Source organism: Pseudomonas sp. R4-35-07 (assembly GCF_003852235.1).
Lineage (GTDB): Bacteria > Pseudomonadota > Gammaproteobacteria > Pseudomonadales > Pseudomonadaceae > Aquipseudomonas.
On the sequence record NZ_CP027732.1, the window covers coordinates 1919032 to 1934147 of the forward strand.

General features: G+C 60.8%; 10 protein-coding genes, 4 tRNA genes and 3 pseudogenes. 11 read left to right on the forward strand and 6 right to left on the reverse strand.

Annotated features, from left to right (window positions below; all coding sequences use genetic code 11):
• The first annotated feature begins 113 nt into the window (after positions 1 to 113).
• The gene (gene pyrF / locus C4J89_RS08865) at positions 114 to 812 is read left to right on the forward strand and encodes an orotidine-5'-phosphate decarboxylase (RefSeq protein WP_124362006.1); all 699 of its coding nucleotides are present in this window, start codon (positions 114 to 116) and stop codon (positions 810 to 812) included.
• A gap of 105 nt (positions 813 to 917) precedes the next feature.
• Here the strand turns inward: pyrF and C4J89_RS08870 are convergent, their stop codons facing one another.
• Entirely contained in the window at positions 918 to 1925 is a 1008-nt protein-coding gene (locus tag C4J89_RS08870; protein ID WP_124414261.1) for an NADP-dependent oxidoreductase, read from the reverse strand.
• 229 nt (positions 1926 to 2154) lie between these two features.
• Here C4J89_RS08870 and C4J89_RS08875 point away from each other — a divergent pair, with 229 nt between their 5' ends.
• The 4 genes and pseudogenes from C4J89_RS08875 to C4J89_RS27390 all read left to right on the forward strand — a co-directional run bounded on the left by C4J89_RS08875 (position 2155) and on the right by C4J89_RS27390 (position 6613).
• Positions 2155 to 2916, forward strand: coding sequence for an SDR family oxidoreductase (locus C4J89_RS08875; RefSeq protein WP_124414262.1), 762 nt, complete (start codon positions 2155 to 2157; stop codon positions 2914 to 2916).
• Positions 2917 to 3119: 203 nt separating this feature from the next.
• Positions 3120 to 4532: a PLP-dependent aminotransferase family protein gene (locus C4J89_RS08880; protein WP_124414263.1), complete on the forward strand. Its 1413-nt coding sequence runs from the start codon at positions 3120 to 3122 to the stop codon at positions 4530 to 4532.
• Between the two features lie 995 nt (positions 4533 to 5527).
• Positions 5528 to 5704 (forward strand): annotated as a pseudogene (locus tag C4J89_RS27385) (HAMP domain-containing protein); the annotation flags it as partial.
• A gap of 204 nt (positions 5705 to 5908) precedes the next feature.
• Positions 5909 to 6613, forward strand: coding sequence for a methyl-accepting chemotaxis protein (locus tag C4J89_RS27390; protein WP_372238981.1), 705 nt, complete (start codon positions 5909 to 5911; stop codon positions 6611 to 6613).
• A 36-nt stretch (positions 6614 to 6649) separates the two neighbouring features.
• Here the strand turns inward: C4J89_RS27390 and C4J89_RS08890 are convergent, their stop codons facing one another.
• Together C4J89_RS08890 and C4J89_RS08895 are read right to left on the reverse strand one after the other, a co-directional pair.
• The gene (locus C4J89_RS08890) at positions 6650 to 7462 is read right to left on the reverse strand and encodes an alpha/beta fold hydrolase (RefSeq protein ID WP_124414265.1); all 813 of its coding nucleotides are present in this window, start codon (positions 7460 to 7462) and stop codon (positions 6650 to 6652) included.
• 160 nt (positions 7463 to 7622) lie between these two features.
• Positions 7623 to 8381: a hypothetical protein gene (locus C4J89_RS08895; RefSeq protein WP_124362012.1), complete on the reverse strand. Its 759-nt coding sequence runs from the start codon at positions 8379 to 8381 to the stop codon at positions 7623 to 7625.
• A 370-nt stretch (positions 8382 to 8751) separates the two neighbouring features.
• Here C4J89_RS08895 and C4J89_RS08900 point away from each other — a divergent pair.
• From C4J89_RS08900 to C4J89_RS08915, 4 genes are all read left to right on the forward strand, one after another.
• A tRNA-Glu gene (locus tag C4J89_RS08900) sits at positions 8752 to 8827 on the forward strand.
• Positions 8828 to 8830: 3 nt separating this feature from the next.
• A tRNA-Gly gene (locus C4J89_RS08905) sits at positions 8831 to 8906 on the forward strand.
• Between the two features lie 105 nt (positions 8907 to 9011).
• Positions 9012 to 9087, forward strand: a tRNA-Glu gene (locus C4J89_RS08910).
• 3 nt (positions 9088 to 9090) lie between these two features.
• A tRNA-Gly gene (locus C4J89_RS08915) sits at positions 9091 to 9166 on the forward strand.
• Between the two features lie 69 nt (positions 9167 to 9235).
• Here C4J89_RS08915 and C4J89_RS08920 read toward each other — a convergent pair.
• Entirely contained in the window at positions 9236 to 10726 is a 1491-nt protein-coding gene (locus tag C4J89_RS08920; protein ID WP_124414266.1) for a PLP-dependent aminotransferase family protein, read from the reverse strand.
• A gap of 80 nt (positions 10727 to 10806) precedes the next feature.
• Here C4J89_RS08920 and C4J89_RS08925 point away from each other — a divergent pair, with 80 nt between their 5' ends.
• Positions 10807 to 12462, forward strand: coding sequence for a M24 family metallopeptidase (locus C4J89_RS08925; protein ID WP_124414267.1), 1656 nt, complete (start codon positions 10807 to 10809; stop codon positions 12460 to 12462).
• Between the two features lie 67 nt (positions 12463 to 12529).
• Here the strand turns inward: C4J89_RS08925 and C4J89_RS08930 are convergent, their stop codons facing one another.
• Together C4J89_RS08930 and C4J89_RS08935 are read right to left on the reverse strand one after the other, a co-directional pair.
• Positions 12530 to 14269, reverse strand: a complete 1740-nt coding sequence (locus C4J89_RS08930; protein ID WP_124414268.1) for a dipeptidase — start codon at positions 14267 to 14269, stop codon at positions 12530 to 12532.
• Between the two features lie 96 nt (positions 14270 to 14365).
• Positions 14366 to 14638: pseudogene (locus C4J89_RS08935) on the reverse strand (phospholipase D-like domain-containing protein); the annotation flags it as partial.
• Between C4J89_RS08935 and C4J89_RS08940 the strand changes: the two are divergent.
• Positions 14628 to 15011: pseudogene (locus C4J89_RS08940) on the forward strand (alkaline phosphatase D family protein); the annotation flags it as partial. The pseudogenes C4J89_RS08935 and C4J89_RS08940 overlap by 11 nt on opposite strands.
• Positions 15012 to 15116: the final 105 nt, after the last annotated feature.

A 15116-nucleotide genomic window follows, 5' to 3' on the forward strand; every position in this document is an offset into this window, starting at 1 on the left:
TAAACCGGTGCCTATCAACGCCGAAATCAGTATTTACCGATCATCGGATCCCGCAACGGCGCCGCTTGCGCTACAATCCGCGCCGATTTCGACTTGCCTGAGAGCCCATTCCAATGCCCGTCTGCCAGACTCCTATCATCGTCGCCCTGGATTACCCCACCCGTGACGCCGCACTGAAGCTGGCTGACCAGTTGGACCCCACGCTTTGCCGGGTCAAGGTCGGCAAGGAACTGTTCACCAGTTGCGCGGCGGAAATCGTCGGCACCCTGCGTGACAAGGGCTTCGAAGTGTTTCTTGACCTGAAATTCCACGATATTCCCAATACCACCGCCATGGCGGTCAAGGCAGCGGCCGAGATGGGCGTGTGGATGGTCAACGTGCATTGCTCTGGCGGCCTGCGCATGATGAGCGCCTGCCGGGAAGTGCTGGAACAGCGCAGCGGGCCGAAACCGCTGCTGATCGGCGTGACTGTGCTGACCAGCATGGAGCGCGAGGACCTGGCCGGCATCGGCCTGGACATCGAGCCGCAGGAGCAGGTGTTGCGCCTGGCCGCGCTGGCGCAAAAAGCCGGCCTCGACGGCCTGGTCTGCTCGGCCCTCGAGGCCCAGGCGCTCAAGAGCGCTCACCCGACGCTGCAACTGGTGACCCCGGGGATCCGCCCGGCGGGCAGCGCTCAGGATGACCAGCGCCGTATTTTGACGCCGCGCCAGGCGCTCGATGCCGGTTCCGACTACCTGGTGATTGGCCGTCCGATCAGCCAGGCGGCCGATCCGGCCAAGGCGCTGGCAGCCGTCGTTGCCGAAATCGCCTGATACTGAATGTGGGAGGGGGCTTGCTCCCGATAGCGGTGTGACAGTCAACAGATGTACTGGCTGATCCACCGCCATCGGGAGCAAGCCCCCTCCCACATTTATCTATCAGCTGACCTTCAGCACCAGCTTGCCGAAGTTCTCGCCGTTGAACAGCTTCATCAACGTCTCGGGAAACGTCTCCAGCCCTTCAACGATATCTTCCTTGCTCTTGAGCTTGCCCTGCGCCATCCAGCCGGCCATTTCCTGCCCGGCAGCGGCAAAGTTCGCTGCGTGATCCATCACCACAAAGCCTTCCATCCGTGCGCGGTTGACCAGCAATGACAGATAGTTGGCCGGGCCTTTCACGGCTTCCTTGTTGTTGTACTGGCTGATGGCCCCACAAATCACCACCCGCGCCTTCAGCGCCAGGCGGCTGAGCACCGCGTCGAGAATGTCGCCGCCAACGTTATCGAAGTACACATCCACGCCTTTGGGACACTCACGCTTGAGGGCGGCGGGTACGTCTTCGTGTTTGTAGTCGATGGCGGCATCGAAGCCCAGTTCGTCGACCAGGAACCTGCACTTGTCAGCGCCCCCGGCGATGCCCACCACGCGGCAGCCCTTGAGTTTGGCGATCTGCCCGGCAATGCTGCCGACCGCACCGGCCGCGCCGGAGATCACGACAGTCTCGCCGGGCTTGGGTGCGCCGGTGTCCAGCAGCGCGAAGTAGGCAGTCATGCCGGTCATGCCCAGCGCAGACAGGTAGCGCGGCAGGGGCGCGAGTTTCGGGTCGACCTTATAGAAACCGCGCGGCTCGCCCAGGAAGTAATCCTGCACGCCCAAGGCGCCGTTGACGTAGTCGCCGGCCGCAAAGTTCGGGTGCTTGGAGGCAATCACCTTGCCTACGCCCAATGCACGCATCACTTCGCCGAGGCCGACAGGTGGAATGTAGGACTTGCCCTCATTCATCCAGCCGCGCATGGCGGGGTCGAGGGACAGGTACTCGTTGTGCACCAGCACTTGCCCGTCCTGCGGCGTGCCTACCGGGACTTCCTGGAAGGTGAAGGTGTCCCGCGTGGCGGCGCCGACCGGGCGTTTGGCAAGCAGGAACTGGCGGTTGGTCTGGGCAGTCATGGCGGCAACTCTTTAGAAGGGGAGTATGAGTGATAGACAAGGAACCGCCTGTGAGCAAGGTTGTTCGAGCCACGCGAATGCTTGCCGATAGACGGGGTTGATAGTCAGCCCGGTGGCCTTATCACCCAGACGCATGCAGCACCAACCGGCCTTCTGATAGTGCTGACGCGTCGCTCCCCTGATTGACTAGACTCGCCCGACGGCTATCAACCCCCAAAGGACATTCCCCATGAGCATGACGTTTTCCGGCCAGGTTGCCCTGGTGACCGGCGCCGCCGCCGGTATTGGCCGCGCGACCGCGTTGGCGTTCGCCGCCGAAGGCTTGAAAGTGGTGGTGGCCGACCTCGATGTGGCGGGCGGCGAGGGTACGGTTGCGTTGATTCAGCAAGCGGGTGGCGAAGCCTTGTTTGTGCGCTGCAACGTCACCTTGGAGGCGGATGTGCAGCAATTGATGGCGCAGACCGTCGCCGCCTACGGCCGCCTGAACTATGCCTTCAACAATGCCGGGATCGAGATCGAGAAGGGCAAGCTGGCTGACGGCAGTCTGGATGAGTTCGATGCCATCATGGGGGTCAACGTCAAGGGCGTGTGGTTGTGCATGAAGTATCAACTGCCGCTGTTGCTGGCCCAGGGCGGTGGCGCCATCGTCAACACGGCGTCGGTGGCGGGGCTGGGCGCGGCGCCGAAAATGAGCATCTATGCGGCGTCCAAGCATGCAGTGATCGGCCTGACGAAGTCGGCAGCCATCGAGTACGCGAAAAAGAAAATCCGCGTCAATGCGGTCTGCCCGGCGGTGATCGATACCGACATGTTCCGCCGCGCCTATGAAGCTGACCCGCGCAAGGCCGAATTTGCCGCAGCGATGCACCCGGTCGGGCGCATTGGCAAAGTTGAGGAAATCGCCAGCGCGGTGTTGTACCTGTGCAGTGATGGTGCGGCCTTCACCACCGGTCAGGCCCTGGCGGTGGACGGCGGTGCCACGGCAATTTAAGACTTCACACTGCAACCTGTTCGAAAAGGACTGGGGGTGTTGTGGGGTGTTTCCGTAGCTGGCACAAAGCCGCGATCGAATGTGTATCACTAGGTAAAAAACTCAATAAAATCAATACTTTAATAAAATCTGAGAACGGGTTTTATTGGGCTTCTGTGCTTAACTGTTTGGGTTGAATAACATACAGTTGAAGTGAGTGGCTCATGGATTTAGGGATTGATCGACAAGCCCCGGTACCGGTGGTGCAGCAAATCATCAGCGCAGTCGCGGGATGGATTCGCAAGCATGGGGTGAGCCCCGGCACACGCTTACCGTCTGTGCGGCAATTGGCCCTCGACAACCTGCTCAGCCAGTCCAGCGTGATCGAGGCATTCGAACGGATGGAGGCCCAAGGCATGCTGGCCTCGAAAAAAGGCTCGGGGTTCGTCGTGGCGCAGCCCGCGAGCATTCAGGAGAACCAGTGGTACGAAGGCGCCGAACAGGGCTGGGGCAGGTTTACCGACAGCCCTTTAGGCGAGCTCAAGCTCAGCTGTGGCTGGCTGCCGGACGCCTGGCGCGAGAGCGATGACATCAGCTACGCGATCCGCGAAGTCAGCCGCACCGACACCGCAGGCCTGTTCAACTACAGCACGCCTCTGGGCTTGCCGGCCCTGCGTGAACAATTGCTCAAGCGCCTGACCCAGATTCACGTGCCCAGCAGTCTCGACTGCATTCTCACCACCCATGGCGCCAGCCATGCCCTGGACCTGCTCATCCGCACGCTGCTCAGGGCCGGCGATACGGTGGTGGTCGAGACCCCCGGGTATGGCAACCTCTACCGGCAACTGGCGTTTCACGGGGTAACGTTGCTGGAAGTGCCCCGCACGCGCAGCGGCCCGGATATCGAGGTGCTGGAGGCGCACCTGCAATGCCATCGGCCCAAATGCCTGTTTATCAACAGCCTCTATCACAACCCTACCGGCACCAGCCTGTGCCGCGCGGTAGCCGAGCGTTTGCTGGCGCTGGCACGCAGTCGGGATTTTCTGATCATCGAGGAAGACGTCTACGGCGATCTGCAGCATGCCAGTTGCACGCGGTTGTCGGCGTTGCCCCATGATGACCGTGTCATCTACGTCTCCAGTTTTTCCAAGACGCTGAGCAGCGCCTTGCGCGTGGGCTACCTGAGCGCCAGTGCGGCGATCATCGCACAACTGGCGCAACTCAAGACCCTGACGGGCATCGGCACCTCACGCTTTGCCGAAGCGATAGTGGCCACTTTGCTGGTCAACGGCGCCTACCGCAAGTGGGTGCAGCGCCTGCGCAAGCGCCTGAATACACAAATGGCCGCCACCTTGCAGGTGCTGGAGGATGAAGAATGGCAAGTGTTTGCAGTACCCGCCGGCGGCATGTTCCTGTGGGCGCGGCCTGGTGCGCAAAACCCTTCGCGCGTGCAGGCGTGTGCCCGCAAGCTCGGTGTGCTGCTGGCGCCGGGAATGCTGTTCAACCCGGCGGGTGAGTGCTGCGAGTGGCTGCGCATCAACGTGGCCTACGCAGCTGATCCGCGAGCACTGGCGCTGTTTCGTGCCCTGGGTCCCGCCAGATCGACCTCGACCATTCTGAAAACGACGGGTGTGTAGCTTTTTGCCATTATTGTGGAGCCCACGACTTGTGTTCAGTGCCCCGTGATTGCGACTCTCGCTGCTGGTAAGCGGGTTTATGGCATCTGCCATTGCAAGAGGACTCAAGTGCAATGATTTCGGGCGCGCAACGACGTTTCGCCAACCTCGGTATGGCGAAAAAACTGGGCTTGGGTTTTACCCTGGTGCTGCTGCTGACGGCAGTGATTGCGGCCATTGGCGTATGGTCGCTGCAAACCGTTGGCCAGCGCTTCGAAGGCCTCAAGCACATGTCTTCGCTCAACAGTGGACTGCAGAAGGTGCGCCTGATCGAACAGGATTACGCCTTGCACGCCGACCCCAAGGCTGTTGACGCCCTGCATGAAAGTGTCGACGCGCTGGCCGCGCTGGCGGCCAGTCTCAAGGCCCAGTCCGCTGCCAACGCGCCGGTCATGGCCGATGTCGAGCAAGCCCTGGCGGCCTACCGCAAGGCGTTCGACGAGTTCGTCGAACTGACCCAGGCCAAGGACCTGGCCCTGGAAATGGCCAGTTGGTCGGTGTCCAGCGTGGCCAATAACCTCGATGTGTTGCAGGCCGGCCTGGCGGACGATGGCGCCTATGGCCTGAAGGAAAGCCAGGGCAAGGCGGGTGCCGAGTTTATCGAGCAGGCAGGGCAGGTGAGCCAGGTGTCGCGGTTGATGCTGCAGGCGATGAACGAAGCGCGGCTACGCCTGGATCAGAGCCGCAAGACCGATGCGGAGGAGGCCGAGCAGGGCAAGATCGAACAGGCCGACCAGGCGCTGGCTCAGGCCGAACAACTGAAAACCTCGGTCAAGGACCCCGGCTACCAGACTGTGCTCAATGAAGTGTCCGGGCATATCGCCGCATTCAGCGAAAAGCTCGGCGAGTACACCGGGCTGTTGGCCCAGGAAAAACTGGTTTACAAACAACTGCATGATCGCGCCGATCAGGTGGTCAGCCGAGTCAACCTGGCCTATGACGCCGAAGACCAGTCGATGCAGGCGCAACTGGGCAAAAGCACGCTGCTGATCATCGGTTCATCCGCCCTGGCGCTGCTGGTGGGGCTGATCGCGGCCTGGGTGATTACCCGCTTGATCGTGGCGCCGCTGCGCAGTGTGATCGCAGTGGCACAGCAGATTGCCTCTGGTGACCTGAGTGGGCGCATGGAGGTCAGCCGCCGCGACGAAATCGGCCAACTGATGCAGGCGATGCAGCAGATGGGCAACGGCCTGAGCCATATGGTCAGCGGGTTGCAGGCCGGTATCGAGCAACTGGCCAGCTCGGCGCAGACGTTGTCCAGCGTTACCGAGCAGACCAACGTCGAAGTCAGCAGCCAGAAGGAAGAAACCGAACAGGTAGCCACGGCGATGAACCAGATGACCGCCACGGTGCACGACGTGGCGCGCAACGCCGAAGAGGCCGCGCAAGCCGCACAGACGGCGGATGACAAGGTCGACAGCGGCCAACGAGTGGTGCGTCAGAGCTTGCAGCGCATCGAATTGCTGGCCACGTCCAGCAACAGTGCCAGCGCCAGTATCGAAAGCCTCAGCGCGGAGATCCAGAACATCGGCACGGTCCTGGGCGTGATCAAGAGCGTCGCCGAGCAAACCAACTTGCTCGCCCTGAACGCCGCGATCGAAGCGGCCCGCGCAGGGGAGCAAGGGCGCGGCTTTGCGGTGGTCGCCGATGAGGTGCGGGCGCTGGCCAAGCGCACCCAGCAATCGACCGAAGAAATCGAACGCCTGGTCAGCACCTTGCGCAGCGCGGCGCAGTCGTCGGTGCAGCAGATTCAACAAAGCGGTGAACTGGTGAAGCTGGCGGTCAGCGATGCGTTGGAAACCGAGAGCGCCCTGGGCAGCATTGCAGCGGCGGTGTCATTGATCCAGCAGATGAACCAGCAGATTGCCGCAGCGGCTGAAGAGCAAAGCTCGGTGGCCGAAGAGATCAACCGCAGTGTCACCAGCATCCGGGCAAGTGCCGATCAGTCGGCGTTGAGCATGCAAGGCAATGCCGCCTCGAGCATCCAGCTGGCGCAGCTGGGCGCGGAACTCAAGGGCATGGTGGGGCACTTTCGCCTCTGATCGCGGCCGGGGCGCCGCGATCAGAGGGGAAGGCGATCAGGCGTTGTTGGCGAGGAACGTCAGCAGCGCCTCATTGACGAAGTCCGGATTCTCCCGGCTGGAGATATGCCCGGCGTCGGGAATCAACGTCAGGGTACAGCCGATCAGCTCGGCCATTTCCTGGGATTCTGCAGGTGGCCGCGGCTTGTCCTGCTCGCCGCACATCACCAGGGTGGTGTCGCAATCCAGGCGAGGAAGCTGATCGAGAATGTCTGCGCGGCTGAAAATCAAGCGGCCCAGGGGCACTACGCTGTCCAGCAGGCGTTCCCGGGGGAAATCCTGCAGCGACTGACGAAAACCCTGATACAGCGCTGATTCGCGGTCGATTTCCGGCCTGAAAAAAATCGGCGCGATCACATCCAACAGCGGCGGCGGGATAGCGCCGGCGTCTTCGATCATCTTGAACAGCGAGAAGTAATACTGGCGCGTGGCGTCCGGCTCGGCGCCCAGGTAGGTGTCCATCAGCACCAGGCTGTTGATGCGTTCCGGTGCCAGCAAGGCGAGGCGGGCGCCCCACATGCCGCCGACCGACAGGCCCACCAGGTTGACCTGTGAGATGTCCAGTTGGTCGAGCAAAGCCAGGTTGTGACGTGCCAGGTCATCAAGGGACAGGGTTTGCGCAGGCAGCGTGCCCGACTCGCCATGGCCCCACAGTTCAGGGACGATCACACGGTATTGCTGCGACAGCGCTTCGATCTGCGGTGCCCACATGTCGCGGTCCCACAGGTAGCTCGAACCCAACAAGACGACCGGGCCGGTGCCCTGGTCGATATAGTGCAGCGGTTGTCCATCAATCACGGCGACAGGCATAGCAGGCCTCTAACTTCACGGAGTGAGGGGCACTTTTTTACGCTAGTCGGGGGCGGGGGGATAGATGCAAACTGATGGCACCGTCATGTGCGGCGCAGGCAGGAGCGAGCAAGCTCGCCCCTGCACTCGGAAGGCCGGCCCATGACGGGGCCAGCGGCACTCAATCGTAAATGGCTTTCTTTTTCCACTCGGCATCGGCGTCGACGACCTTCAGGCCTTCGGTCAGTTCGTTGACTTCGTCTTCAGCCGGCGCGCTGTTGGTCAACACCGTGGAGTTGGCGCGGGCCAACTGTGATTCCAGCAATTGCAGCTGTGCGCTGTACAGCACGGGCTCCGGTTGTTTGCGCAGGTACTGTACGCCACGCTCGAACGCCAGGCGCGCCTGGCCCGGCTGACCTTGCTGCAGGGCATGCTGGCCCAGGTTGTTGAAGAACTCGATGTGCAGCAGCACCAGGATATGGCGGATTTCCTTGATCCAGTGCTTGGCCTCGTTGGTCGGCAGAAAGCCGTCCTGGGCTGCCCGGGTGACCTGACCATGCAGTGCTTCGAGCAGGAAGCGCACATCCTTGGCCTTGGCTTCGGTCTGGATCGGCGCGGGTGGGTTGGCCACTGGAATCGATTCGCCCTGGGCGATCATTGCATTCAGCTCGGCGATCCGCGCCTTGAGCGCGGCGCTGGACTTGTTGAGGTTCAGCAGGCGTTGGTTGACGTTGAGTTCCAGGCGGGTCAGCAACAGCTTGAGCGCCGGCGTCATCAACTGGCCGGGAAAGGTCTCGGTGATTTCACCACAGCGACGCAGCCGATCATTGAGCTCGATCTCGGTACGCTTCTTTTCCAGCTTATTGTTTTCCACCACATGGTTCATGTAGCCAATGGCGATCAGTATTACGATCCCGGCTACTACCAGCAGGGTGATCATGAGTGGTGTCACCGGTGTGACCTCTTTATAGGGTTTGCTGTGGAGTGTAGTGACTGCGCTAACCGGCGGATAGGACTGTTCGACCAGTTGCCCAGGTAGTTTCTTCTATATAGGTAAAGTGATCCTGCGTGGATGCACATTGCCATCATTTGCCTGTGGCAACTATAGCGCCTTGTGGCGCGTCAGAATATAGGCGCCAGGGCTTGGGCGCAGCAGAATGCCCGCGCAGGCCGCTCAACGGGGCGAAGTCATTGATTTAAATAAATTTATCCTTGGGGGTTGACGACCTTTCAATCCATCCATAGAATGCGCGCCACTTACAGCGTAAAGCACACAGCGAAACGCGGTAGGGAGTGAATGTTGTACGTGTGTCCCCTTCGTCTAGTGGCCTAGGACACCGCCCTTTCACGGCGGTAACAGGGGTTCGAGTCCCCTAGGGGACGCCATATGCGGGAATAGCTCAGTTGGTAGAGCACGACCTTGCCAAGGTCGGGGTCGCGAGTTCGAGTCTCGTTTCCCGCTCCAATTTACAAGCAGTGTGGCTCTCGGGCGGCATTGAGTGAAACCAGGACCACGTCTTCGGACGAGGCCTCTGGGCACTGAAATACACACCATGTGTTTCAGTAGCGTGTCCCCTTCGTCTAGTGGCCTAGGACACCGCCCTTTCACGGCGGTAACAGGGGTTCGAGTCCCCTAGGGGACGCCATTTGCGGGAATAGCTCAGTTGGTAGAGCACGACCTTGCCAAGGTCGGGGTCGCGAGTTCGAGTCTCGTTTCCCGCTCCAATTCAAAGAAAAAGCCACTCAAACGAGTGGCTTTTTTTTGTCTGCGAAAAACAGCGCCCACCTCTGAAGTCATTGGCGCTGAAGGCTGTTGGCCGCTTGGGCCAAGCGCAAGGTGGCTTGACGGATTTCCTCCTGATTGAGCGACGCAAAACCCAACCGCAACGCATTTTCCGGCTGGCCCAGCGGCGAGAACTGCCGACCGCTGCGCACCACCAGTCCGTGGTCCAAGGCAGTGTTTACCATTCGATCTACGTCTAGTTCATCCTCGAAACGCACCCACAGTGCCAGGCCGCCTTCCGGCTCGCGCACCTGGATACGAGCGCCCAGCGACTCATGCAGACAGGTCTGCAACGTCTCTCGACGCACTCGATATTCTTTCGACACGCGGCGCAGATTCTTCTTCAATTCACCGTCATTGATCAGGTCGGCCAGCATCTTCTGGGCGACGGCGTCGGCATCTCCCAACATCAGCGCCGCGTTGCGGTGCAGGGCCTCTATCACGTGGTTGGGGGCCACCACATAGCTGCATCGAAACGTCGAGCCCAGCGCCTTGGACAACGAACCGATATAGATCACATGGCGCTGAGAACGGTCACTGGCAAGCGGCAGGTAAGGGCGCCCGTTAAAGTGGAATTCGTGGTCGTAATCTTCTTCGATAATGCAGAAGTCGTGCAGCGCTGCGAGCGTCAACAATTGTTGTCGGCGCGCGGCGTGCAGGCTGACGGTGGTCGGGAACTGGTGATGCGGCGTGACATAGATCATGCGCACTTTGTGCTGCTGGCATAGACGGTCGATCTGGTCCGTGCGACAACCCTCGTCGTCCACGTCCACCGTGACCAGTTGCGCGCCCAACTGCCGGAAAATTTCCCACGCCGGCGGGTAACTCAGACGCTCCACCAGTACCACGTCCCCCGGTGTGAGCAGCAGGCTGGCGCTCAGGTACAGCGACATCTGCGTGCCCTGGGTCAGGCAGATATTGTCGGCGTTGACGGCCAGCCCGCGCTCGCCGCGCAGCATCTCGGCGAGGGCACAGCGCAGGTGATGGCCGGTGCCTTCGCTGCCGTAGCGTACGGTGTTGGAGGCAAAGCTGTTGCGCAGGGCGTTGCGGTAGTAGCGATGCAGCACGGCCTGGGGCAGCAGGCGGTGGTCGCTGGTGCCATTGTCGAAAAACAGCGCGTCATGCCGATGGCGCAGCGCGGTGACTTGAGCGTTATGGGCAAAATACGGCACCACCGGCTGCGCCAGCAGGGGCGGTGCAAAGGTCTGCGGCGCGCTACCAGGCAGTTGCTTGGGCTTCACCTGGGCATTGACGAACGTGCCGCGACGCGGCTCGCTGATGAGCCAGCCTTTGGTCGCGGCTTCTTCATAGGCCAGGATGACCGTCTTGCGGTTAACGTCGAGCAATTGCGCCATTTCCCGCGTACCTGGCAGCAAGGTGCCGGGCGGCAGGCGCCCTTCAAGAATCGCGGTCACCAGGCCCTCGGCAATCTTGCGATAGGACGCTTGTGATGCGTTCTCATCGAGCTTGAGTAAAGGGCGCCATTTACGCATCTGGACCATCTGAAGTATCCAAAACTGGAGGTTCTTATGGGCCCAGTCTAGCGCAACAATGCAGCTTCACATTCTGAGGTCCTGAGCACATGCGCCATGTCATCGAACTGTCCCCTTCTGGGAAAACCTTTGAAGCCGGCGACGAGCTGTTGCTTGACGCCATGCTCGCCAGCGGCCTGTCGGTGCCGTTCTCCTGCCGCCGTGGTGCATGCGGCTCATGCAAGGTAACGGTCGCTGAAGGCGAGTATCGGGCCAAGCGCCTGGCACCGGATGCGCCGGCGCCGTGTTACCCACTGGCCGCCAATGAAATGCTGTTGTGCCAGAGCCATGCGTGCTCCGACATGCGCCTGGAAATTCCTGGCTGGTCCCTGGATACCCCCGCGTTGGTCATTGATGCTCAGGTACTCGACAAGCGCGCACTCGGACCCGATGTCATCGAACTGGTCCTCAAGCCGGATACACCGTTGGTGGCGCGGGCTGGCCAATACCTCAAGTTCCGCCTGGCGGACGGTGACACGCGCTGTTTCTCGATTGCCAACCTGCCTGCAGAGGACGATGGGCGTCTGGTCTTCCAGATCCGTCGGGTCAGCGCCGGGTACTTTTCCGACGGTATGCTGGGTCGCCTGGCGGTGGGTGAGCGCTTGCAACTGGAAGGACCGTTTGGCGCCTGTACCTGGCAGGACGATACCGCCACCGCCGTCGTCCTGTTCGCCACGGGCACCGGTTATGCGGGTATCAAGCCGATCTTGTTGAGCGCGCTCAAACAGGATATCGAGGTGACGTTGTATTGGGGCGGCGCGCAGTCCACGGACTTTTATGACAGCGCCTTCCTGGACCAATCGACGCTCGATCATCCACGTTTTCGCTGGCATGCCGTGCGCTCATCCGAGGGCAGAGTGCAGGAGGTTGCGTTAAGCCATGGGCATCACTGGGAAACGGCTCAGGTCTATGCGTGCGGGAACGGCGCTATGCTCAGCCAGGTACGGACCCAGTGCCTTGCGGCGGGGTTGCCGAGCCATCGGTTTGTCGCGGAGGCCTTTGTCGCCAGCGGTCGCGCGAATGCTGTAACGGTTTCCCCATCGTTCGACCCGGTCTGGGAGAAAGTCGGCCCGCGTTATTCCCTGGATGGCATGCTGGCGGCGCGAGACAAATCCATACGCGCCCTCGCGGCCATCGTCAGCCAATTGAGGGTCGGCATGACCACCGGCGAAGCCCTTGAGATGGCCGCCGCACAATTGCAGGCCATGGGCGCGTCGCACACCTGGCATCCCACCTACATCCGTTTTGGCGCCGACACGGTGCGGCCACCTCGCGAAGGCATCGATCGTCAGCGCAGGCTGCGCGCCACGGATATCGCCGTGGTCGACCTTGGCCCGGTGTGGGACGGCTACGAAGGTGATTATGGCGACACCTTTGTATTCGGTGACTCGCCGCTGTACCTGGCCTGTACCACCGCGCTGCATGAAGTGTTCGATGAAACCCGCCAAGCGTGGTTGCGCGGCCTGACCGGGCGCGAACTCTATGACTTCGCCGAACAGTGCGCCGTGGCCAAAGGCTGGAGGCTGGCGCGGAACCTGGCGGGGCATCGCCTTGCGGATTTTCCCCATGCGTTGTTCGAAAGCAAGCAACTGGCCGACCTGGAAATCGCACCGAGTGAGATGGCTTGGGTGCTGGAGATCCAGCTGTGCCATCCCACTGAGCCGGTCGGTGGGTTCTTTGAGGATATGCTGATGTTACAGGCCTGAAAAACCCATCTGCAGGACGAAGCAGAGCCCAATGTGGGAAGGGGCAAACCCTTCCCACATTGGATATTCACAGCTTAGGCAACTGGCCGACACGCCCCATCATTTCCGTAACGATCTGCAGGTCCAGCAGGAACTGCTCGACGGTCTTGAACTCACCGTCGGTGTGCCCGGTGTATTTCTCTTCCGGGCGGGCCAGACCGAATTGCACGCCATTGGGCAGGTCGTGCACGGAGGTGGCGCCAGCGGATGTGCCGAACTTGTGCTGCATGCCCGGGTTTTCAGTGGCCACCGCCAGCAACGCTTTTACCCATTCGCCCTCGGGGTTGCGGTACATCGGTTTATCCAGCGAATAGGTGAAGTTCACGTTGACCTTGGCGTGTGCGTTCCAGGCGTTCAGTTTCTGCTCGAGCTGTGCCTTGAGTGCCTCCGGGGTTTTACCCTTCGGCGCGCGCAGGTTCACCGCCAGCTTGAAGGCTTTGTCATCCAGGCCGACAAAGGTCGGCGAGGTGGTCAGCGGCCCCATGAAGTCATCGGCAAAGCCCACGCCCAATTTGCCGCCCAGGTAATCCAGGCCCCAGTTGTCCGCTGCATACTTCGCAGCATCGGTGATGTGGTTGTGCTGGAGGGCAATCTTGCCATCGACGCTGTGGATCAACTCCAGCATACGTGCCACCGGGTTGACCCCGGATTCGGGCTCGGAAGAGTGGGCCGACACGCCGGTGACGGTGAGTTTGACGTTCTTGCCGTCGACCTTGGCGGCCACCTGGAAATTGCCGCCATTGCGCTTGGCATAGTCATCCCCGGCCTGCTGCAGGCTGGCCGCCAATTCAGCAGGGTTATCGCTGAGCAGCGTGGCGACCGATACCGATGGAATCTGGTTGGTGGCCTTGCCGCCGGTCATTGCGATGATCTGCGCGCCGGTGCCTTCACCCTTGCGCACCGGGAAGGTGGCCATGACGGTGCCCGAGCCTTTCTCGGCAATCACCACCGGGTAACCGCCATCCAACGCCAGGTTGTATTGCGGCACGGGGTTGCGTTCAAAGTAGTAAGGAATGGCGTCACCGGAGGTTTCTTCAGTGGTGTCCACCAGCAGCTTGAACGTGCGCGCCAGCGGCAGCTTTTCTTCCTTGATCACTTTCATGGCGTACATCGCCACGACAATCGCGTTCTTGTCGTCCTCGGTGCCACGGCCATACATGCGGTCGCCGATCAGCGTGACCTTGAACGGATCGAGCTTGGTGCCATCCTGCAGCACCCAATTTTCCGGTGTCACCGGTACCACATCGGCGTGGGCATGCACGCCGACCACTTCTTTACTGCTGCCTTCCAGGGAAATTTCATACACGCGGTTATCGACGTTACGGAAGTTCAGGTTGAAAGACTTGGCCAGGGCCTGGATTTTGTCAGCGATCTTGAGAAATTCCGGGTTTTTATACTGCGGTAACCCGTCGACGTTGAACGTCGGGATTTCCACCAGCTCGCGCAGGGTCTCGAGCGCGGCTTTGCCGTACTTCACGCGGGTGTAAATGCCCAGCAGGCGGTTGATCTCGTTCTGCTGGTCGGCACTCAGGGTTTTGTTATCGAGAAAGGCGCTGATGGCCGGGGCGATGTCACCGGTTTTGCCCGGGTCGCCTTTAGCCAGGGTACCGAGGAAACTGCGAAAATCGCTGACCGATGTGTCGCTGAAACTCTTCAGAATTGCGGTGTTCTGTTCAGGCGTGATGTTGGCAAGCGCAGCTGGGGTGACGGCTGCAAGGCTGGCGGCGAACAGGGTGGCGGCCGCGAGCTTTTTCAGTGGAAAGTGCATGGTTAGAGGCATTCCTTTGCAGGGAGTGAGTAGGGGTGTTTCTGACCGATAAGGCAGAAACATTTCTACACACTACCATTACCCAGATGCCCCAGGTCAATGCTGGCCAGGATGAGGCGCGGGGTACTCATCCGTCACGTTCAAGGCTCTAGCGTAGGGGCTGTCCCACAATTGCTCATGCAATTGCCCTACGCGCTTGGCCATCGCTTCACTGCGCATCACTACTTCCAGATTGCGCGAATTATCCAGGTAGCCGCCCAACCAGTTGCTGGTACCCACCCACGCTACCTGCCCGTCGATCTCCATGGTCTTGCTATGGATCACCCGTGCATAGGGGATGAATCCTTGTTTGGCCTCGGTCAGTGTAATGCTGGCCTCTATCCAGCGAAATCGCGTGCATAACCCGGTGTTCTGGGGCGGGGATATTCACTCGTTCTGGGCTACGGACCTGCACGCGGATGCCAATGATCCCGACTCAGCGATTGTGGCGACCGAGTTCGTCGGCTCTTCGGTGACTTCCGATGGCCCGCCTTATGAGGCCTTCATGAAGATCCTGCCGCTCAACCCCCATGTGAAGTTTTTTGATAGTCGCCAGCGGGGGTATGTGTCGGTGGAAGTGGACGCCCAGCAGATGCTCACGCATTTTCGCGTGATCAGCGACCCACGCGACCCGGCGGCCACGGTGTCGGCGTTACAGTCGTTCGTGGTGGAGCCGGGCAGGGCGGGGGCAATTGCTGTGTAGCCGGATGTCTTTGTAGTGCACAGTTTAAATGTGGGAGGGGGCTTGCCCCCGATAGCAGTGTGTCTGTCAGCTTGTCTGTCACTGATACACCGCCATCGGGGGCAA